Raw genomic sequence first — 19,287 nt, forward strand, 5'->3', positions numbered from 1 at the left:
CGGGAGCGGGACGGCAGGATCGCGCTACGACCTGTGGCCCTCGATCAGAGGGACAGGATCGACGCGGCGGCCGTACCCGGTGCGCCGTACACCTGGGCGAGGCCGACCCGCGGATTGCCGGGCACCTGCCGGTCGCCGGCCTGGCCGCGCAACTGCAGCACGAGTTCGTGCACCTGACGGATGCCGGACGCGCCGATCGGCTCACCGTTCGCGATCAGACCACCGTCGGTGTTCACGGGCATCGCGCCGCCGATCTCGGTGGCTCCCTCCGCGATCAGCTTCTCCTGGTCGCCGTCGGCGCACAGGCCGGTCTCGGCCATGTGGATGACCTCGGCGCCGGCGTCGGTGTCCTGCAGCTGCGCGACGTCGACGTCCTCGGGACCGATCCCGGCGGCCTCGTAGGCGGCCTTCGCGGCGTAGACCGTCGGTGAGACGTCCTCGTCGACGGCGGCCCAGGTCGCGTGCACCTCGTACGCCCCGTAGGTGCGCGTGCGGATCGCGGTGGAACGCAGGTACACCGGCTTGTTCTGGGTGTACTTGGCCACGAGGTCGCCCCGGCACATGATGACCGCTGCGGCGCCCTCATCGGGAGCGCAGAACATCTTGGCGGTCAGCGGGTAGTTCAGCATGGGCGACTCGAGGATCTCCTCGATGCTGAACTCGGTACGGCGGAAGGCCTTCGGGTTCAGGCCGCCGTTGCGATAGTTCTTCTGGGCCACCCGGGCGAGGGTCTCGTGGGAGATGTTGTGGTCGATGACGTACCGGTTGGCCTTCATGCCGAAGAACTTCGTGGTGACGAACTGGCCGTTCTCGGCGTACCAGGCCGGTAGGCCGAGCATCGCCGGATCGGCGGTGAAGGCGCCGCGCGGGTGCTTGTCGGTGCCGACGGCGATGCCGATGTCGTACTTGCCCGAGCGGATGCCGTCGGCGGTCTGCTCGATCGCGCTCGCGGACGTGGCGCACGCGTTGAACACGTTGGTGAAGGGGATGCCGGTCAGGCCCACCAGCCGCGTCACCGAGTCGGTGTTGTCGACCTCGTAGCTGCCGCCGATACCGAACTGGATGTCTTTCCACGCGACACCCGAATCCTCGAGTGCGAGCTGGATCGCGTCGGCCGCCATCTCGATGGCCGACTTGGTGCCGAATCTGCCGAACGGGTGAAGGCCCACACCGATGATGGCAACGTCGTTCATAGTTTCAAGGACTCCTCGATCGGGTGTGTACAGATCAGATCGGCGCGAACGCCCACGTGACGATGTCGGTTCCGTCCTCGTCGACGTAGAACGGAACGAACGTGAGCTCGAGCTCCATGCCGGCCTGCAGCTTGGCCGGGTCGGTCTCGGTCACCCGCGCCTCGACGCGCACGACGTCGCCGAGCTGGACCAGGCCGAAGACGAACGGCGTGAAGGTCGCGGCGGTTTCGTTGCCCGCGTACGGCTGCTTCGGGACGAATCCCTGCGTGGTCCAGGCCACCAGCGTGCCGCGCCGGGGCAGCAGCAGTTCAGAGATGTTCGCGCCGCTGCAGCGCGGGCAACGCGGCTGCCGCGGCCACGTCGTGGCGGAGCAGTCGTCGCAACGGCTGCCGATGAGCTGCGGATCCTCCGCAGGCCAGGTCGAAACGTCGGGCGCGAGCGCCTTCGTCGTCATGGGCGTGTCCTCCGTGTTCTGTGCTGTCGCACGACATGTCCGGTGCTGTCGCACGATCCGCCGCGGCGATCAGCATGTCGCTCACGGTAGACGGAAATGTCATTCTCTTCAACGAGATCATCATATTCGAACGCGACATACGAATAGAGAGGACCGTTCACCGGGATTCGGGGCGTCCGAATGCGCATCGTGGCTGCTCGGAGGCCCTGTGCGAATCCGCGCGTAGAACAGGTTCCAATTTTGACGGAATGTGGTTATCGTCACGTGCGAACGTTCGAATGTGATGGAGGGCGATGTCAGATGAAGACCAAGGGCGCACTGCTGTGGGGGATCAACGAGAAGTGGTCGGTCGAGGAGATCGAGCTCGGTGACCCCGTCGCAGGCGAAGTGCAGATCCGCATGGAAGCGGCCGGCATGTGCCACTCCGACCATCACATCGTCACCGGGGCGACGCCCATGCTCGCCTACCCGGCGATGGGTGGCCACGAGGGCGCGGGCGTCATCACGAAGGTCGGCGAAGGCGTCACCGACCTCGAGGTCGGCGACCACGTCGTCCTCTCGTTCGTCCCCGCGTGCGGCAAGTGTCCGTCCTGCGTGACCGGAAACTCGAACCTCTGCGATCTCGGTGCGGGCCTGCTCAGCGGGCAGGCCATCTCGGACGGCACCTATCGCATCCAGGCGCGCGGCCAGAACGTCATCCCGATGGTGCTGCTCGGCACGTTTGCGCCGTACATGACCGTCAACCAGACCCAGGTCGTCAAAATCCAGAAGGACATTCCGTTCGAGCTGGCCGCCCTCGTCGGCTGCGGCGTCCCGACCGGCTGGGGATCGGCCACCCACGTCGCCGACGTGAAGGCCGGGGAGTCGGTCGCGATCATCGGTGTCGGCGGCGTCGGCATGAGCGCGCTGCAGGGCGCCGTCGCGTCCGGTGCGCGCCACGTCTTCGCGATCGATCCGGTGCCGTGGAAGCGTGAGCAGGCGATGAAGTTCGGCGCCACGCACACCTTCGCCTCGATCGAAGAGGCCATCGTCCCGATCATGGAGATCACCTGGGGCAAGATGTGCCACAAGACGATCATCACGGTCGGCGAGATGAAGGGCGAGTACGTCGACCCGTCCCTGACCCTCACGGCCAAGAACGGCACGTGCGTCGTCACCGCCATGGGCTTCATGTCGGACATGGACGTCAAGCTGAACAACTTCATGTTCTCGATGCTCCAGAAGACCCTGAAGGGCAACATCTTCGGCGGCTGCAACGCCCGCGTCGACATCCCGAACCTGCTCGACCTGTACAAGTCCGGTCAGCTCAACCTCGCGGACATGGTCACCCGCACCTACACCCTCGAGCAGATCAACGAGGGCTACCAGGACATGCTCGACGGAAAGAACATCCGCGGCGTGATCCGGTACACCGAAGCCGACTGGTGACGAGCGGACTCGCGCCGGTCTTCTAATCTGGACCGGTGCGCAGTCTGGATCTGATCTCCCAATGGCCCGTCGACCATGCCGCCGCCGCGGTTCTGACGCGCGACGGCGGCATGGCCGGCACCATCGGTGACACAGCCGAGGTGTATCCGCTGGCGTCGGTCACCAAGCCGCTCGTCGCGTACGCGGTGCTCGTCGCCGTCGAGGAAGGCGCGCTCGACCTCGATCAGCCCGCGGGTCCGACCGGGTCGACGGTTCGTCACCTGCTCGCCCATGCCTCCGGTCTCGCGTTCGGGGAGCAGAAGGTCCAGACCGAACCGGGCCGCAAGCGCATCTACTCGAGCGCCGGATTCGAGGTTCTCGCCGACCTGATCGCCGCCGAGACCGGAATCGCATTCCCGGACTATCTGTCCGAGGCCGTCTTCGAACCGCTGGGAATGCGTGAATCGACTCTTCCCGGGCCGGCCGGACACGGCGCTCACTCGTCGGTCACCGACCTGTCCCGGTTCGCCGCCGAGTTGCTCGCCCCGACACTGATCTCGGGGGAGATGCTCGCTGCCGCGACCTCGGTACAGTTCCCCGGACTCGACGGTCTCGTGCCCGGCTACGGAATGCACAAACCCAACGACTGGGGCCTCGGTTTCGAGATTCGCGGCCGGAAGAGCCCGCATTGGACCGGCTCGGCGAACACGCCGAGCACCTTCGGTCATTTCGGACAGTCCGGCACGTTCCTGTGGGTCGATCCCGGGCCCGGCATCGCCTGCGTTGCGCTGACCAACCGTGCATTCGGGGACTGGGCCAAACCGCTCTGGCCCCAATTCTCCGACGCTGTTTTGGGTGAGATCACAGAAACCTCTCCGGTTCGCTAGCGAAACACCCGCCACAGAGGCAGACTGTTTCGAGTGTCGCCGGGTGCGACCGCCGTGGACGACGTTCGTTGGGGAAGACGTACTCGTCGAACACGGAGGTGTGTATGCGCGCGTCGAACCAGTTCGCGGATGCGGCAACGGGAGTGGTCTACATCCACTCGTCGCCCGCTGCTGTGTGCCCTCATATCGAGTGGGCGCTGGCTGCCACCCTCGACAGCCGGCCGGATCCGACCTGGATCGGGCAGCCCGCTGATCCCGGCCTCCTGCGCACCACCGTCAACTGGACCGGACCTGTCGGTACCGCGGCCAGGCTCGTCGACGCCCTGCGCGTATGGCAGATGCTTCGATTCGAAGTCACCGAGGATCCCAGCGAAGGTGTCGACGGCGAGCGGTACAGCTACGCTCCCGGACTCGGATTGTGGCGCGGCAACACCTCGGCGAACGGTGACGTGACGGTCGGGGAGGGTCGGCTGCGCGCGCTGCTCGCATCGGGCAACCTGGCCGCCGAACTGCACCGGGCACTCGGAACCGCGTGGGACGAGGTGCTCGAGCCGTACCGCTGCGGCGGCGACGGCGCCGAGGTCACCTGGTTGCGACGCAACGTGGGCTGAGCGGTCGAGCCTTCGCGAACGAACCTCACGACACGCATACCGCGAAGCCCTTCCGGATCGACGAGATCCGGAAGGGCTTCGCGTTTCGGTGTCTACAGCGGAATGTTCTTGTGCTGTCCCCGACCCGGCGCTGCGGAGGCGAGCGCTGCGGTCAGGGTGCTGCGGGTCGTCGCGGGATCGATGAGTTCGTCGACGACGCCGATCGACATGGCACGGCCGACGCCACCGGCGATCGCCTCGTGCTCGGCGGCGAGGCGGTCGTGCAGCGCCTCGCGTTCCTCGTCCGGGGCAGCGGCGAGGGCACGTTTGTGCAGGATGCCGACCGCGGCCTTGGCGCCCATCACGGCGACCTCGGCCTCCGGCCAGGCGAACACCGCGGTCGCGCCGAGCGCGCGCGAGTTCATCGCGATGTAGGCACCCCCATAGATCTTCCGGGTGACCAAAGTCACCCGCGGGACGCGCGCCTCGGCGAAGGCGTGCAGCAACTTCGCGCCGCGGCGCACGACGCCCTCCCATTCCTGGCCGACGCCGGGCAGATAGCCGGGGACGTCGACGAGGACGACGAGGGGCACACCGAACGCGTTGCACATCCGCACGAAGCGTGCGGACTTCTCAGCGCTTTCCGAGTTGAGGCAGCCGCCGAGTCGCAGCGGGTTGTTGGCGATGACACCGACCGTTCGCCCGCCGAGACGGCCGAAACCGGTGACGATGCTCCGTGCCCAGTTGCCTTGCAGCTCTTCGAAACTCGATTCGCCTTCGACGTTGTCGAGCAGTTCGTGGACGATCGGGCGCACGTCGTAGGCGCGCCGCGGGGATTCGGGGAGCAGCGCGCGCAGGTCGGTGTCGCCGCGAGCGGCGACCTCCGCATCGAATTCGCCCTGTTCGGCGAGCATCGACACCAGGCGCCGTGCGCGGTGCAGTGCGTCCTCTTCGTCCTCGGCGGCGATGTGCGCGACACCGGACTTCTTGGTGTGCGTGTCCGGGCCACCGAGCGACTCCATGTCGACCTGTTCACCGGTGACGCTGCGCACCACGTCGGGTCCGGTCACGAACACACGTGCCTCGGGCGCCATGATGACGATGTCGGTGAGGGCGGGGCCGTAGGCGGCGCCGCCGGCGGCGAAACCGAGGACGACGGAGATCTGGGGGATCCGGCCGGACGCGCGGACCATGGCCTCGAACACGAGACCGACGGCATGCAGCGCCTCGACACCCTCGGCGAGGCGGGCGCCGCCGGAGTGCCACAGACCGACGACGGGCAGGTCGCGATCGATCGCGGTGTCGATCGCGGTGACGATGTGTTTGCACCCGTCGACACCCATCGCGCCGCCCATGACGGTGGCGTCGGAGCAGTAGGCCACGGTACGGATTCCGTCGATGTGGCCGATCGCGGCGAGCACACCCGATTTGTCACGCGGGTGGAGGATCTCGGCGCTGCCGGCGTCGAAGAGATTCTCGAGTCGCGTGAGCGGATCGCGAGGGTCCACCGCGGTGTTCCGAGTATCGGCAGGATCCAGAATGGTCATCGGTGCTCCTCGGGAAGGCGGGTGGTGGGGTGATCGTGGTGGAGGTGCCGAGAGGGGGATGGAACCTCCACCACGAACATCGAGCGGGCGTCGGACGGGTCAGGCCCGGCCGAACGCGAGCGCCACGTTGTGCCCACCGAATCCGAACGAGTTGTTCAGCGCGAAATCGAAATTGCCGTAGCGGGGTTCACCCTTGACCACGTCGAGATCGATTTCTGGATCCTGATTCTCGAGGTTGAGCGTGGGCGGAATGACTCCGTCCCGCAGGCTCAGGACCGTCAGCACTGCCTCGAGCGCACCGACCGCTCCGATCGAATGTCCGAGCGCGGACTTCGGTGCGTAGATCGCGGCGTGCTTGCCCACGGCCGCACCGATCGCCTTCGCTTCGGCGATGTCGCCGATCGGGGTGGCGGTGGCGTGCGCGTTGACGTGGGCGATGTCGGACTTGGTGAGTCCGGCGGTCTCGATGGCCCGGGTCATCGCGCGGGCAGCGCCCGTGCCCTCGGGATCGGGGGCCACGATGTGGTACCCGTCCGAGGTGATTCCGGCGCCCAGGACGCGGGCGTGGATCGTCGCGCCGCGTGCCTTGGCGTGTTCCTCGGATTCGAGGACGAGCATTGCGCCCGCTTCACCGAACACGAAGCCGTCGCGGTCCGTGTCGAACGGGCGGGACGCACCCTTGGGGTCGTCGTTGCGGGTGCTCAGCGCGCGCATCATCGCGAAGCTGGCGGTGGCAACCGCATCGAGCTGACCTTCGACACCGCCGGTGACGATGATGTCGGCGTCACCGAGTGCGATCATCCGGTACGCGTGGGCGATCGCCTCGGACCCGGACGAGCAGGCCGACACCGGCGTGATGACCCCGGCGCGGGCGCCGAGCTCGAGGCCGACCGTGGCCGACGGGCCGTTCGGCATGACCATCTGCACGGCGAACGGCGACACCTTGCGGTATCCGCCGTCGCGCAGCTTGTCGACGGCGTCGATGAGGGTTTCCCCACCACCGAGACCGGTGCCGATGACGACACCGAGCCGCTCGTTCTCGACCTCCGGGCTGCCGGCGTTCTTCCACACCGTGCGCGCGAGGGTCAGCGCGAGCCGCTCGACATAGCTCATGCGGCGGATCTCGACGCGGGAGAGTCCTTCGTCCGGGCTGACCTTCAGGGTGCCGCCGATGCGGACCGGAAGATCGAACTCTTCGACGAAGCCGCCGGTGAGTGCGCCGATGCCGCTTTCTCCGGCGAGGAGTCCCTTCCACGTGGCATCCACATCACCGGCGATCGACGTCGTGGCCGCAAGGCTGGTGACGACGACGTTGCGCAACGTACGAGAGGCGGAAGTCACGGTCGGGCTCACTCGTTGTCGTTCGAGATCTGAACGCCCTCGGCTTCGAGCTTCTGGATGTAGGCGACGATGTCACCCACCGTGCGCAGGTTCGCGAGATCCTCGTCCGGAACCTTGACGCCGTACTTGTCCTCGGTCTGGACCGCGATCTCGACCATGGAGAGGGAGTCGATGTCGAGATCGTCGACGAAGGACTTCTCGATGGTCACCTCGGAGGGCTCAATACCGGTGACCTCTTCGATGATCTCCGCGAGACCGGCGATGATTTCTTCCTGGCTGGTGGCCACGTCGTGGCTCCCTTCATGTGTTTCAGTTGGGGTCTGACATCCGGCCGGAGGTTCCGGCCGGGCCCGGGTGCCCGGGTCGGGCGTACCCGTGTTGCTGCGCGGTGCGCGCGCAGCAACCTAACCGAGTCCGGGCAATTCGGCCAGTGCCGTGAAATCGTCGGCGGTTTTGAGCGCCAGGGTGGGCGTGCCGCGCATCTCGCGCTTGGCAATGCCCACCAGGGTGCCCGCCGGGGGGAGTTCCACGACGGCCGAGACCTGGGCGTCGCGCAGATGCGCGGTGCACAGGTCCCACCGCACAGGCCGGGTCACCTGTGCGGCCAGCTTGGTGAGTGCGTCCGCTCCGGACGCAACCGGTGCGCCGTCGAAGTTGGACAGCAGGGTGCGGGCCGGATCGCTGGGTGCGATCTTCGCCGCGGCGTCGGCGACCGCCTCCTGGGCGGGCGCCATGAACCGGGTGTGGAAGGCACCGGCGACCGGCAGCTGCCGGATGCGCGCCTTCTCGGGCGGGTTCGCGGCCAGTTCCTCGAGGTCCGAGATCCGGCCGGCGGCAACGATCTGTCCGGCCGCGTTCACGTTGGCCGGGGTCAGGTCGAGTTCGGCGAGCCGGGCGAGGACCGCGTCCTCCGCCCCGCCGAGGACCGCGGACATGCCGGTCGGCTCGAGGGCGCAGGCCTTGGCCATCTCGGCGCCGCGGATCGCCGCGAGGGCGACGGCGTCGTCGGCGGTGATGACGCCGGCGATCGCGGCGGCGGCGAGCTCACCGACCGAGTGGCCCGCGACGACCGTGTCGGCCGGGACGAGGCCACGCGCTTCGAGTTCCTCGTAGGCGAGGAGTGCCGCGGCGACGACCAGTGGCTGGGTGACCGCCGTGTCGGTGATCTCCTCGGCCGTGGCGGTGGTGCCGAGGCGTTCGAGATCGAGTCCGGCGGCCTTCGACCAGACCTCGATGCGATCGCGGGCGCCGGGCTGCTCCAACCAGGGAGCGAGCATACCGGGTGTCTGGGACCCCTGACCGGGGGCGAGCAGCGAAATCACGAAGATCAGGGAACACCCTGCGGGAGCCTCCCCGAGATGTCGGCTGGAATGAAGTCTCGCACGAGGATTTGTAGGGTTCCCACAAAAGCCCAAGTCGTCCGTCTCTATCGATCCACTGGGTCCTCGTGTTACGTGCCCGAATCGCGAATTGTGAACCGTGTGACGGATGGGGAAGGAGTTCGGAGTTCGTTATGGCTTCGAGCCAACCGACCCACTGTTGCAGCGATTCGGAGAACGTAAGCGTCACGAGGATTCGTCGGGTCCCGCCCGGTCACTTCTGTGATTCGCTTCAAGCGGTACCGGACGGTATTTGGATGAACAAACAGCTTTCGGGCGCAGGTCTCGACAGCACCCCCACTGTCGAGATATGCGTCGAGAGTGTTCGACAACGCCGGCCCGGCTGCCGCCAGCGGGCCGACGATGTAGTCCTCGAGCGCCGCGATCGCCGCCGCATCGCCCAGCAGAGCGCGCTCGGGCAGCAGCTCGGTCGCGTGAACGGGACGCGGCGCGCCGGGCCAGCCCGTCACCGCCTCCATCGCCGCCATCGCCTCGACCGCCGACACGTGCGCGGACCCCAGCGTCGGCGTGGTCGGACCGATCACCACCGCGTCCTCCGAGAAGGCGCGCATCAGTTCGTCACGGAACGCCACCGCGTCCGGAGTGCCGTGCAGGATCCCGCTGACCACCATCACGAGCCGCTCGCCCTGCACGACGGCCAGCGCCGCGCGACCGTGCTGCTGCGCGATGGTGTGCACCGTCGTCACCACCGACACGTTCTCGTCCGGCGGGGGAGTCCCCACGATCACCGTGGCGGGAGCGGTCGCGTCCCAGTTCAGGGTCGCCGCGCGGGACTGCATGTCCGCGCCGGTGTCACCGCGTACCACGGCGTCGACGACGAGCGCCTCGAGCCGGGTGTCCCACGCACCGCGCGACTCGGCGGCGCTCGCGTACACCGACGCGGCCGCGAAACCCAGCTCGCGGCCGTACCGCAGGATCGCCTCGGTCAACGCCACCAGTTGCTGCTCGTTGCGGGCCAGCGCCGGCAGCCACTGTTCGAAGAACTCCATCGCGGCCCGCACCATGTCCACGGTCTGCCGCAACGTCAGCCGGCGCGCCAGGTCCTGCGGGATCACCTGATAAGCGTCGGTGCTGAACCTGATGTCGCTCTCCGGGTCGCGGACCCACTCGATGAAATCGACGACCGACGACTGGATGACCAGTTGCACGGTCGCGCGCTGCGACGCGTCGAGGTCGGAGAAGAACGGAAGCTGCTCCTGCATCACGTGCACGGCCTCCGTGGACAGACGGCCGGAGAACTGCTTGACGCGCCGCAGCAGGGCGTCGGGCAGCGGCGCGCGCTCCGGACGCGCGGGCGGCACCGGGCGCCCCGTGGGGGCGCCCGGTGCACGTGTCAACCGCGGTGACGCGGACTCCTCGACCATGGGACGAAACTACGCCCGTGGCCGATCGCCCGTTGCAGGACGGGCAGGATCAGGCGACGCCCGGATCCGATGTCTGCTCGGGTGCAGCGGTGACATCGTCGATCCGGTACTTCGCGGCCGCCTCGACGGCCCGCGCCCGGTCGACCGCGCCGTCGCGGCCCAGCGCGGCGAGCACCGCGACGACGGTCGATTCGGCGTCGATGTTGAACACTCGCCGCGCGGCGGGACGGGTGTCGGAGAATCCGAACCCGTCGGCGCCGAGCACCGTGTAGTCGCCGGGCACCCACTGCCGGATCTGGTCCGGGACCGCACGCATCCAGTCGGACACGGCGACGAACGGACCGGCCGCATCGGACAGCACCCGTGCGACGTACGGGACCGGCGCGTCCGAGCCCGGATCGAGCAGGGCACGCCGGTCGCACTCGATGCCGTCTCGGCGCAGTTCGCCCCACGAGGTCACCGACCACACGTCCGCGGACACACCCCATTCGTCGGCGAGCATCTGCTGGGCGCGCAGTGCCTCCGGCATGAGCACACCGGACGCGAGGATCTGCGCCTTCGGCCCGGACGCCGCCCCCGGGCGGTACAGGTACATGCCCTTGAGCAACCCGTCGACGTCGAGGTTCGCGGGCTCGGCCGGCTGCACGTACGGCTCGTTGTAGAGGGTGATGTAGTAGAAGACGTCCTCGCCGCCGAAGCCGTCGACACCCGGGGTTCCGCCGTACATGCGGCGCAGGCCCTCGCGCACGATGTGCGCGATCTCGTAGGAGAACGCCGGATCGTAGGTGACCGCCGCCGGGTTGGTGGACGCGAGCAGCAGCGAATGCCCGTCCGCGTGCTGCAGGCCCTCACCGGTCAGCGTGGTCCGGCCGGCCGTCGCCCCGAGAACGAATCCGCGGGCCATCTGGTCCGCTGCCGCCCACAGTCCGTCGCCGGTGCGCTGGAACCCGAACATCGAATAGAAGATGTACACCGGGATCATCGGCTCACCGTGCGTGGCGTACGACGTGCCCACCGCGGTGAACGACGCCGTGGACCCGGCCTCGTTGATGCCTTCGTGCAGGATCTGGCCGACCGGGCTCTCCTTGTAGGCGAGCATCAGCTCCGCGTCGACCGATGTGTAGAGCTGGCCGTTGCGGTTGTAGATCTTCAGCGACGGGAACCACGAGTCCATGCCGAACGTGCGGGCCTCGTCGGGAATGATCGGCACGATGCGCTTGCCGATCTCCTTGTCGCGCAGCAGTTCCTTCAGCACGCGCACCAGCGCCATGGTCGTGGCGACCTGCTGCTTGCCCGAACCCTTGCGGACGACGTCGTAGGTCTTGTCGTCGGGCAGCGCCAACGGTGCCGCGGACGTGCGGCGCTCGGGCAGGAAGCCGCCCAGCTGGCGGCGCCGGTCGAGCATGTACTGGATCTCGGGGGACTCGAAACCGGGGTGGTAGTACGGCGGCATCTTCGGATTCGCCTCGAGCTCGGCGTCCGAGATCGGGATGCGCTGCAGGTCCCGGAAGTACTTGAGGTCCTCGAGCGTGAGCTTCTTCATCTGGTGCGTGGCGTTGCGGCCCTCGAAGTGCTTGCCGAGGGTGTAGCCCTTGATGGTGTGCGCCAGGATCACCGTCGGCTGACCCTTGTGCTCCATCGCCATCTTGTAGGCGGCGAAGATCTTGCGGTAGTCGTGGCCGCCGCGCTTGAGGTTCCAGATCTCCTGGTCCGTCAGGTCCTTGACGAGTTCCTTCGTGCGGGGATCGCGGCCGAAGAAGTGTTCGCGGACGAACGCGCCGTCGTTGGCCTTGTAGGTCTGGTAGTCACCGTCCGGGGTGACGTTCATCAGGTTGACCAGCGCGCCGTCCTTGTCGGCGTGCAGCAGCGCGTCCCACTCGCGGCCCCACACCACCTTGATGACGTTCCAGCCGGCACCGCGGAAGAAGGACTCCAGCTCCTGGATGATCTTGCCGTTGCCGCGAACCGGACCGTCGAGGCGCTGCAGGTTGCAGTTGACCACGAACGTCAGGTTGTCCAGGCCCTCGGTGGCGGCGACGTGCGCCAGACCCCGCGATTCGGGCTCGTCCATCTCGCCGTCGCCGAGGAACGCCCACACGTGCTGGTCGGAGGTGTCCTTGATGCCGCGGTCGTGCAGGTAGTGGTTGAACCGCGCCTGGTAGATCGCGTTCATCGGGCCCAGGCCCATCGACACGGTCGGGAACTCCCAGAACTCCGGGAACAGGCGCGGGTGCGGGTACGACGGCAGGCCGCCGCCGAGTGAGGCGTGGCTGTGCTCCTGGCGGAACCCGTCCATGCGGTCGGTGGAGATGCGGCCCTCGAGGAACGCGCGCGCGTAGATGCCGGGGGAGGCGTGGCCCTGGATGAAGATCTGGTCGCCGCCGCCGGGGTGGTCCTTGCCGCGGAAGAAATGGTTGAAGCCGACCTCGTAGAGCGCCGCGGACGACGCGTAGGTCGAGATGTGTCCGCCCACGCCGATGCCCGGGCGCTGCGCGCGGGTCACCATGATGGCCGCGTTCCAGCGGATGTACGCGCGGAATCGCCGCTCGACCTCTTCGTCACCGGGGAACCACGGTTCGCTCTCGGTGGGGATCGTGTTGACATAATCCGTGGAGGTCAACGCGGGAATCGACACATGACGCTCGCCTGCACGCTCGAGCATGCGCAGCATCAGGTAGCGGGCGCGGGACGGACCGGCTGCGTCGAGCATGCCGTCGAACGATTCGAGCCACTCGGTGGTCTCGGCCGGATCGATGTCCGGCAGGTAGGAGGCCACACCCTCGCGAATGACGCGAACGCGGCTGTCGGTGGCCGGTGCCGTCGAAGTCGGCGAGGGCCCCGATCCCGTGGTGCCCGGAGTGTCGGCACCGTCTCGGGATTGAGGTCCGTGGATCAGGTCAGTCAACGTCTGCTCCTCATCGTGGTGGGGCGCGCAGGTGTGGCGCCCGCTCCGTTGATCGGCTCTTGTGGGAGCCGACTCATCGACATCTGAACATGATGCACTCCTCATCTTCCCCCATTCGTGCTCGCGTGGCAGCGACCGGTGCCCGGTTTCCTCCCGGCGGCGGACGGCTACCGAGAATCGCCCGAACCGGACAGGTGGGGACTCGGCGGAGTAGCGTCGGGAAAAGAAACTCGTGTCTTTCGTCGCGATTCGGCTTGCGCTGAACGGTCGAACGATGTTCGCTTTGACCAATCGATTCGATCGTCGTCACATCGGCAGCCGGGAAACCGGGCGCCGTCACCCAGAAGGAGGGAACCACCGTGGTCGCCGCGGCGGACGCCAAGAACTACGTTCAGAAGCTCGGTATCACCCACGACCACGTGGTTCAGGAACTCGGATGGGACGAGGACGTGGACGACGAGATCCGCGTCGCCATCGAGGAAGTCACCGGTTCCGAACTGCTCGACGAGGACTCCGACGAGGTCGTCGACGTCGTGCTGCTGTGGTGGCGCGACAGCGACGGCGATCTCGTCGACACGTTGATGGACGTGATCAGCCCGTTGTCGGACGAAGGTGTCGTATGGGTCCTGACACCGAAGACCGGCCGGCCCGACCATGTCGAGCCCAGCGAGATCGCCGAATCCGCCACCACCGCCGGCCTCACCCAGACGTCCGCCGCCAACCTCGGCGACTGGACCGGCAGCCGGCTGGTGCAGCCGAAAGCCACCCGCCCGAAGCGCTGAGCTTCATCCACCAGCGAAGGACCGAACCACCCGATGGCTATCGAGGTGGGCGCCCAGGCGCCCGAATTCACCCTGAAGGATCAGAACAACCAGGAAGTGTCGCTGTCGAGCTTCCGCGGTGAGAAGAACGTGCTGCTGGTGTTCTACCCGCTCGCGTTCACCGGTGTGTGTCAGGGCGAGCTGTGCGCCGTGCGCGACGACCTGCCCACCTTCGAGAACGACAACACCGCGATCCTCGCGATCTCGGTGGGTGCCTCGCCCACCCACAAGATCTGGTCCGCGGAGCAGGGCTACACCTTCCCGCTGCTGTCCGACTTCTGGCCGCACGGTGAGGTCGCGCAGGCGTACGGCGTGTTCAACGAGAAGCTCGGCTTCGCCAACCGCGGCACATTCGTCATCGACAAGGACGGCATCGTGCGATTCGCCGAGGAGAACCAGCCCGGAGAGCCCCGTGACCAGGGCGCTTGGGCCAGGGCGCTCGCCGCGCTAGAGTCCTGAGTCGACTCCGGCGGAAGTTTCCGTCGGAGATCGGGGCGTGTAGCTCAGTGGTAGAGCTCTGGTTTTACACACCAGCGGTCGGGGGTTCGAAACCCTCCGCGCCCACCCGAACCCCTCACCTGTTCACACAGGTGAGGGGTTATTTTTCTGCCCAAGCGAAGAGCCGCCCGAGCGTCGTCGGACAGTTTTCGGACAGTCAAGCCGAAATCGCGCCCCGTCGCGCACGGTCCAACGCGTCCGCCACGAGGTCCAGATCGTCGTCGAACAGATCGGCGTACACGTCGAGCGTCATCGCCGCGGAGGCGTGTCCGAGCATTCGCTGCACCGCTTTGACGTGAGCGCCGGCCGACACTGCGAGTGACGCCGCTGTGTGACGTAGGTCATGCGGTGTCAGCTCGGGGACCCCGGCGGCCTTCGCTGCCGTGCGGAACCACGAGCGCTGACGTGGCCGCCGCATGAACCCGCCCTCGGTGCCCGGGAACACGAGGTCGTGCCGGTCCTTCCCCTTGCACAGCGCCGCGAGGTCTTCGACGAGGAACCTCGGCACCGGGATCGACCGGTCCTTCATCGACTTCGTTGTCCCGACCATCACATGCGCCCCAACCTCCACGGCGTTGCGGGAGACGATCAGGCGGCGCCGGAGTAGGTCGAGGTCGCAGACGCGCAGGCCGATTGCCTCGCCCCACCTGAGGCCGCAGTACGCCAGCGTCAGCACCAGCGCCGACTTGTCCCCGGCGGCGCCCGCCATCGTCGCCACCTGCTCGTGGGTGAGATACATCTTCCGCTTGGGGCGCTTGCGCGGCAGGTTCTCGATCTTCCGGGCCTTGTTCGTCACCAGTTTCCGGTCCCGCACCGCGCGGTCGAGAATGCCGGCGAGCACGGCGTGGGCGCGGATCGTGGTCGTGGCCGAGGCCGCCTTCTTGATGACGACCTCGGGATCACCAGGGTCCCGGATCTCGGTCACCAGGTCGGCGATCCACTCTTCGACATCACTGATCTCGATGGCGGCGATCGGTTTGTTGCCCCACCGCGGCTCGACGTGGATACGCCAGGCCGAATCGAGGCCGACGTAGGCGGATGGCTTGAGCCGCGACTTCTTCGATGCGAGCCATGCGGGAGCGAGCTCCGCGACGAGAGTGCGCCCGTCTCTGGGGTCGACGTACTCACCGTCGGCTTTACGGACTTCGATGCGGGAGGCGAAGTCTCGGGCGGACTCGGCGTTGGTGAATCCGGACTTGCTTCCCTGGCTGCCGTCCGGCTTCATGTACCGGACCTTGTATCGGGTGCCCTTCGTGGTGCTGTACGACTTGACGGTAGCCATCAGTTCGGCAGGTGTTCGGTGCAGGCCGCGGCGATCCCCTTGGCGACGAGCTCGCTGGTGTACTCGCGAGGGAAGCCCTCTTCCTCGAGGACTTGGGCGGCGTCGTAGGGGCTGCTGCCGGTGTCCAGGAAGTTGCACATGGAGTCGGCGAGCTCGAGCGCCTCAGCCTTGTCGATCGACGGCTGCCCGTTCGATGCGTACATGTCGTTGACTGCGCGCACGTAGATGCCGACCTGGGCGGCATTTCCGGGCTGACGTCCGGTCTGCGCTGCGGTTTCGGTGGTGGTGGGTGCTGCTTCCACGGTGACGGTCTTTGTGGGAGGTGAGGTTTCGTCGCTCGATCCGCAGGCGGTCAGCAGGAGGGTGCTGGCGGCGATGGTGGCGTAGGCGATCTTCTTCATAGGTTTCCTTCCAGGGGTTGTACTCAGTTGGTTCGGCGAGCGAGCTGGTGCTCCACCCATTTCCGCTCGCCGGGGGTGAGGGTGCGTATTCGGGTCAGGAGGACGTCGTGGTCGACCCACAGTTCCTCAGCGGTCTCGTCGTCGGTGCGGCATTGGCACCACAGGAGTGCATCGACGAGGTCGGGTAGTCGGATCATCCGGCGAGCGGTGAGCTCCTCGACTACCCGTTCTTCGCGGGCGGCGAAGTAGGGATGGTCGGGCATGGGACCGAGGCCGAAATGCTCGATTTCGTGAGTGAGGGTGGAGCGGCGTCCACGCTGGTCGGAGGTGCGTTCGATCTCGATTCCGTGTGGCGTGGTGCGGCCGACGATTCCGAGTGGTGTGAGGTCTACGAAGTGAACATCGACGTGTGGGAGATGGTCGCGCAGATGCCTCCAGGGGTGCCATTTGCGGTTCGCGGTCATGCTCAGGATTAGAACACTTGTGCGAACGCCGCGCCCCCGAAATCCACTGTGATATGTAGCAGGTCGCTACAAACGGTCATTTTGCGATCAGCGGCGGACCGTGGACTGAACCAACAGGTCGTCGGCCTGCCCCGCTAGAAGCGCGTCGACCAGCTGCGCAACCGTGCTGGCACGGGTGAGTCCGAGTTCCTCGATTTGCCACGAGCGTCGCCCGACGAACCGTCCGTTCAGAATCGGCATGTGATACATCAGGTCGTCTCCGGCGTGGTATCCGAGCATTGCGCCGGTATCCGGTTCGAGCTGATCCTCGCACCACCCAATCGTGTCCGACCCGGTTACGGCGATGAGTAGACGCTCCCCTGTCGACATGACCGGCCCGCGTTCGATCAGGTCGCTATCGGCGCCGGCCTGGAGCTCCGAGTGCATCCGATTTGCGGCGCCCTCGCGGGTGTCGTCGTCCGCCAGGAACCGAATGAAGAACTCGTCACCGGCGTCATCGCGAATGAAGTGCTGCTCGTGACGCCACGTGTGGGGGTAGTCGGCTACGCCCGCGAATCGGAGGATGTCCGGGGTGTCGGCGAGGAGTTCGGAGATGCTGTTTCTGCCTCCGATCAACTCGGGCACCTGGGGGGACGTGAGGGACCATCCGAAGTCTGGACCGTACGTCGTGTAGATGAGGTGCAGGTCGCTCATCCGCCAACCACCTTCCGAGCCTCGTCGAGACTTAATCCAACCTGTTTAACCAGGATATTCCGTACCACCCCGGGCGCAATGGTCACGTTGTTGTGGAACGCCCACAGGATGCGCGGTCTTCCGTCCGCCACGAGTAGGCAGTGGCTTCCGTGGCCACTCTTGGGGACACGCTGGTAGCCGAGTTCCTTCTTGAGAATCTGCCTGAGCTTGGTTGCTTTGAGCGAGGGGAATCCTCCGTCGTTGACCACTTACACGCCCTCATCCGGACCGGGCGGGTCGATGCCGTCCCATTGGTCTTGTTCTTCGTTCTCAATGCTGGCTCGGGTGCGACCCTTGCGGGCCGCGAGGGTGTCGGCGGGGTCGACAAGGCGTAGGCCTGGATTCTCCGGAGTCGAGTCCTCGGCCTTGTCGTCGCGGAGCTGGAGGATCTCCTTGTGCTGAGCGACCATCGCCCGCAGTATCTCGACAGCCGCCTTTCGCTGTCTCGGCTCTAGATCGTCAACGCCGGGAGGCAAATCCTCAGCGAAGGGGCGCCCTGGGGGGTTTCGGTCCGCCGCCCGGAAGGCGGTGTCCTCACTGACGCTGGCAAGCCATGCGATCGCTCTGATCGTACTGTCGCTGGGGCGCGATTTGTAGGCACCCGACCGGATGCTGTTGACGGTCCCGTGGGTGATCTCGAAGCCGTTCTTTCGGGCGAGGTCCGCTAGCGCTCGGCCGGCCATTGATCGCTCATCCGCGGCCTTGTTGATCAAGTCCTGAAGGGATGGGTGTTGATGCTGTTCGGTCACGGCGTTAAAGGTCCCCTCCGGGCGTCTACTTGTTCCAACCAGTAGTGAAGATCAATACAAGTAGCGCGATCATATCCGCAGCGTACGACCACAAATCCACTTGTGCAGTTGACAAGTGATGACTAATGACTAACACTCCATTTGTATTCCGGACAAGCAAGGGGCAGAATGAAATCCGCAAGACGAACCAGGCGATCACGGTCCTACAGAAGGGATGTCTGGATGAAGGTCAAGGACCCGGAGAAGATTCGGCGGTGGCGCCGACGTCGCGGTCTCAATCAGGATCAGCTCGCATACCTGACGGGCTGCACGCAGCAGGCGATCAGCGTCATCGAAACGGGGAAGATGACGACCCTGAGTGAGGAACTCGCTCTAGCGATTGCCAAGCATGTCGAATGCCCGTGGGAGGACCTCTTCGACGCGCACGAGTCAACTGTCGTGTCGATAATGACTAACGACCAGCAATCCGTCAGTCAGTCGATATCGGCCTGACCTCCACCCACTGAAAGGAGATGAACGTGACATCGACACTCACCCGCGAGATCCCGCTGTCCATCGAGGACACCGCTCGGATGCTCGGCTGGGAAGGGCCCGGCACGCACACCTCGCCCGCGTACAACACCGTCCTCAAGGCATGCCAGCGCGGCGACCTGCCCGCCTACCAGGCGGACGGCCCGAACGGGAAGCGCAAGTGCCGCTGGATGATCCTGCCCTCCGACGCCATCGCATGGCGCAGCGGCAAGCGGCCCACCCGCCCGGTCGCGCGCCGATGAGCGCCCGGACCGACACGCCCCAAGCAAACGAGAAGGCCGCCCCGTGTGTGGCGGGACGGCCTGACATCAAACCTCTGGAAGGAAATCAGATGCACTACAACCTTACAGCCGACGACTACGACGTGGAAATCGGCGAGCTGATCGACCAGTACCGAGCCGAGGATGACCGCACCGGATTCGGTCTCGTCTCCGTGGACCGACACACGTACAGCAAGCAGTGGGAAGCCACCGTCTTCGTCGATGGCCGGTTCACCGGCGAGTACGTGAAGGTCACCCGCAACGGCACCCGCTACATCACCGCGTACGGCTCTGACCTGTGCGAGGCGCTGCGCAACGTCCGCAATCGCTTCGTTGCGGCCGCTCCGGTCGCCAAGGCGGTGAGGGGTCGTGACATGCTCGAGCCTCACCCGACCTCTCACCGACAAGGAACTCGCGGCCGCCGGCATTGAGCCCGCACCGCGCGTCACACATGGCTCTCA

22 protein-coding genes and 1 tRNA gene are annotated in these 19,287 nt (G+C 66.5%); 9 read left to right on the plus strand and 14 right to left on the minus strand.

Going from position 1 to position 19,287, the window contains the following annotated elements:
• Positions 1-44 precede the first annotated feature (44 nt).
• Entirely contained in the window at positions 45-1,193 is a 1,149-nt protein-coding gene (locus tag A8G15_RS18320; RefSeq protein WP_068162685.1) for a thiolase family protein, read from the minus strand.
• Between the two features lie 34 nt (positions 1,194-1,227).
• Complete coding sequence (locus tag A8G15_RS18325; protein ID WP_068162686.1) at positions 1,228-1,647, minus strand: Zn-ribbon domain-containing OB-fold protein; 420 nt, start codon at positions 1,645-1,647, stop codon at positions 1,228-1,230.
• Between the two features lie 300 nt (positions 1,648-1,947).
• On the opposite strand from A8G15_RS18325, the gene A8G15_RS18330 reads away from it, so the two are divergent.
• The 3 genes from A8G15_RS18330 to A8G15_RS18340 all read left to right on the plus strand — a co-directional run bounded on the left by A8G15_RS18330 (position 1,948) and on the right by A8G15_RS18340 (position 4,552).
• Entirely contained in the window at positions 1,948-3,075 is a 1,128-nt protein-coding gene (locus A8G15_RS18330; protein WP_068162689.1) for an NDMA-dependent alcohol dehydrogenase, read from the plus strand.
• A gap of 35 nt (positions 3,076-3,110) precedes the next feature.
• The gene (locus A8G15_RS18335) at positions 3,111-3,941 is read left to right on the plus strand and encodes a serine hydrolase domain-containing protein (protein ID WP_068162692.1); all 831 of its coding nucleotides are present in this window, start codon (positions 3,111-3,113) and stop codon (positions 3,939-3,941) included.
• Between the two features lie 104 nt (positions 3,942-4,045).
• Entirely contained in the window at positions 4,046-4,552 is a 507-nt protein-coding gene (locus A8G15_RS18340) for a DUF3145 domain-containing protein (protein WP_068162694.1), read from the plus strand.
• Between the two features lie 92 nt (positions 4,553-4,644).
• On the opposite strand, the gene A8G15_RS18345 is transcribed toward A8G15_RS18340, so the two are convergent.
• The 6 genes from A8G15_RS18345 to aceE form a co-directional block, all read right to left on the minus strand.
• Positions 4,645-6,078: an acyl-CoA carboxylase subunit beta gene (locus A8G15_RS18345; RefSeq protein ID WP_068162697.1), complete on the minus strand. Its 1,434-nt coding sequence runs from the start codon at positions 6,076-6,078 to the stop codon at positions 4,645-4,647.
• A 99-nt stretch (positions 6,079-6,177) separates the two neighbouring features.
• Positions 6,178-7,419, minus strand: a complete 1,242-nt coding sequence (locus tag A8G15_RS18350) for a KasA/KasB family beta-ketoacyl-ACP synthase (RefSeq protein ID WP_068162742.1) — start codon at positions 7,417-7,419, stop codon at positions 6,178-6,180.
• Positions 7,420-7,427: 8 nt separating this feature from the next.
• The gene (gene acpM, locus A8G15_RS18355) at positions 7,428-7,706 is read right to left on the minus strand and encodes a meromycolate extension acyl carrier protein AcpM (protein WP_068162700.1); all 279 of its coding nucleotides are present in this window, start codon (positions 7,704-7,706) and stop codon (positions 7,428-7,430) included.
• Positions 7,707-7,823: 117 nt separating this feature from the next.
• A complete protein-coding gene (locus A8G15_RS18360) occupies positions 7,824-8,741 on the minus strand; it encodes an ACP S-malonyltransferase (RefSeq protein ID WP_082899992.1) in 918 nt (305 codons plus the stop codon).
• A gap of 128 nt (positions 8,742-8,869) precedes the next feature.
• Positions 8,870-10,183, minus strand: a complete 1,314-nt coding sequence (locus A8G15_RS18365) for a PucR family transcriptional regulator (RefSeq protein ID WP_068162707.1) — start codon at positions 10,181-10,183, stop codon at positions 8,870-8,872.
• A 49-nt stretch (positions 10,184-10,232) separates the two neighbouring features.
• On the minus strand, positions 10,233-13,088 hold the full coding sequence (gene aceE, locus A8G15_RS18370) for a pyruvate dehydrogenase (acetyl-transferring), homodimeric type (RefSeq protein ID WP_068162709.1): 2,856 nt from the start codon (positions 13,086-13,088) through the stop codon (positions 10,233-10,235).
• 359 nt (positions 13,089-13,447) lie between these two features.
• Between aceE and A8G15_RS18375 the strand changes: the two genes are divergently transcribed.
• From A8G15_RS18375 to A8G15_RS18385, 3 genes are all read left to right on the plus strand, one after another.
• A complete protein-coding gene (locus tag A8G15_RS18375) occupies positions 13,448-13,870 on the plus strand; it encodes a DUF3052 domain-containing protein (RefSeq protein ID WP_068162711.1) in 423 nt (140 codons plus the stop codon).
• A gap of 33 nt (positions 13,871-13,903) precedes the next feature.
• Positions 13,904-14,368, plus strand: a complete 465-nt coding sequence (locus A8G15_RS18380; protein WP_068162713.1) for a peroxiredoxin — start codon at positions 13,904-13,906, stop codon at positions 14,366-14,368.
• Positions 14,369-14,401: 33 nt separating this feature from the next.
• Positions 14,402-14,473 (plus strand) — tRNA-Val (locus A8G15_RS18385).
• A 91-nt stretch (positions 14,474-14,564) separates the two neighbouring features.
• On the opposite strand, the gene A8G15_RS18390 is transcribed toward A8G15_RS18385, so the two are convergent.
• The 6 genes from A8G15_RS18390 to A8G15_RS18415 all read right to left on the minus strand — a co-directional run bounded on the left by A8G15_RS18390 (position 14,565) and on the right by A8G15_RS18415 (position 18,035).
• On the minus strand, positions 14,565-15,689 hold the full coding sequence (locus A8G15_RS18390; RefSeq protein ID WP_068162716.1) for a tyrosine-type recombinase/integrase: 1,125 nt from the start codon (positions 15,687-15,689) through the stop codon (positions 14,565-14,567).
• Positions 15,689-16,090, minus strand: a complete 402-nt coding sequence (locus A8G15_RS18395; protein WP_068162720.1) for a DUF732 domain-containing protein — start codon at positions 16,088-16,090, stop codon at positions 15,689-15,691. The genes A8G15_RS18390 and A8G15_RS18395 overlap by 1 nt, the downstream gene beginning before the upstream one ends.
• A 23-nt stretch (positions 16,091-16,113) precedes the next feature.
• Positions 16,114-16,554, minus strand: coding sequence for a hypothetical protein (locus A8G15_RS18400; RefSeq protein WP_068162723.1), 441 nt, complete (start codon positions 16,552-16,554; stop codon positions 16,114-16,116).
• An 87-nt stretch (positions 16,555-16,641) separates the two neighbouring features.
• Positions 16,642-17,247 carry a hypothetical protein gene (locus A8G15_RS18405; RefSeq protein ID WP_068162726.1) on the minus strand — a complete coding sequence of 202 codons (606 nt, stop codon included), beginning with the start codon at positions 17,245-17,247 and terminating at the stop codon, positions 16,642-16,644.
• Positions 17,244-17,495: a type II toxin-antitoxin system HicA family toxin gene (locus A8G15_RS32530; RefSeq protein ID WP_068162728.1), complete on the minus strand. Its 252-nt coding sequence runs from the start codon at positions 17,493-17,495 to the stop codon at positions 17,244-17,246. Before A8G15_RS32530 ends, A8G15_RS18405 begins: the two co-directional genes overlap by 4 nt.
• Positions 17,496-18,035: a hypothetical protein gene (locus tag A8G15_RS18415; protein ID WP_156665459.1), complete on the minus strand. Its 540-nt coding sequence runs from the start codon at positions 18,033-18,035 to the stop codon at positions 17,496-17,498. It abuts the gene before it with no gap.
• A 222-nt stretch (positions 18,036-18,257) separates the two neighbouring features.
• Here A8G15_RS18415 and A8G15_RS18420 point away from each other — a divergent pair, with 222 nt between their 5' ends.
• From A8G15_RS18420 to A8G15_RS18430, 3 genes are read left to right on the plus strand one after another with little or no spacing between them, the layout of a single operon-like run.
• A complete protein-coding gene (locus A8G15_RS18420) occupies positions 18,258-18,527 on the plus strand; it encodes a helix-turn-helix transcriptional regulator (protein ID WP_082899993.1) in 270 nt (89 codons plus the stop codon).
• Between the two features lie 26 nt (positions 18,528-18,553).
• Entirely contained in the window at positions 18,554-18,808 is a 255-nt protein-coding gene (locus A8G15_RS18425) for a hypothetical protein (protein ID WP_156665460.1), read from the plus strand.
• Positions 18,805-19,257, plus strand: coding sequence for a hypothetical protein (locus tag A8G15_RS18430; RefSeq protein ID WP_156665461.1), 453 nt, complete (start codon positions 18,805-18,807; stop codon positions 19,255-19,257). The genes A8G15_RS18425 and A8G15_RS18430 overlap by 4 nt, the downstream gene beginning before the upstream one ends.
• The last annotated feature ends 30 nt before the right edge of the window (positions 19,258-19,287 follow it).

This window comes from Rhodococcus phenolicus (assembly GCF_001646785.1).
GTDB lineage: Bacteria > Actinomycetota > Actinomycetes > Mycobacteriales > Mycobacteriaceae > Rhodococcus > Rhodococcus phenolicus.

Excerpts from the sequence above, each read along its gene's own strand:
- A8G15_RS18320 (WP_068162685.1), bottom strand. The coding sequence starts at position 1,193 with ATGAACGACGTTGCCATCATCGGTGTGGGCCTTCACCCGTTCGGCAGA.
- A8G15_RS18325 (WP_068162686.1), bottom strand. The coding sequence starts at position 1,647 with ATGACGACGAAGGCGCTCGCGCCCGACGTTTCGACCTGGCCTGCGGAG.
- A8G15_RS18330 (WP_068162689.1), top strand. The coding sequence starts at position 1,948 with ATGAAGACCAAGGGCGCACTGCTGTGGGGGATCAACGAGAAGTGGTCG.
- A8G15_RS18340 (WP_068162694.1), top strand. The coding sequence starts at position 4,046 with ATGCGCGCGTCGAACCAGTTCGCGGATGCGGCAACGGGAGTGGTCTAC.
- A8G15_RS18345 (WP_068162697.1), bottom strand. The coding sequence starts at position 6,078 with ATGACCATTCTGGATCCTGCCGATACTCGGAACACCGCGGTGGACCCT.
- A8G15_RS18365 (WP_068162707.1), bottom strand. The coding sequence starts at position 10,183 with ATGGTCGAGGAGTCCGCGTCACCGCGGTTGACACGTGCACCGGGCGCC.
- A8G15_RS18380 (WP_068162713.1), top strand. The coding sequence starts at position 13,904 with ATGGCTATCGAGGTGGGCGCCCAGGCGCCCGAATTCACCCTGAAGGAT.
- A8G15_RS18390 (WP_068162716.1), bottom strand. The coding sequence starts at position 15,689 with ATGGCTACCGTCAAGTCGTACAGCACCACGAAGGGCACCCGATACAAG.
- A8G15_RS18395 (WP_068162720.1), bottom strand. The coding sequence starts at position 16,090 with ATGAAGAAGATCGCCTACGCCACCATCGCCGCCAGCACCCTCCTGCTG.
- A8G15_RS18400 (WP_068162723.1), bottom strand. The coding sequence starts at position 16,554 with ATGACCGCGAACCGCAAATGGCACCCCTGGAGGCATCTGCGCGACCAT.
- A8G15_RS18405 (WP_068162726.1), bottom strand. The coding sequence starts at position 17,247 with ATGAGCGACCTGCACCTCATCTACACGACGTACGGTCCAGACTTCGGA.
- A8G15_RS18420 (WP_082899993.1), top strand. The coding sequence starts at position 18,258 with ATGAAGGTCAAGGACCCGGAGAAGATTCGGCGGTGGCGCCGACGTCGC.
- A8G15_RS18430 (WP_156665461.1), top strand. The coding sequence starts at position 18,805 with ATGAGCGCCCGGACCGACACGCCCCAAGCAAACGAGAAGGCCGCCCCG.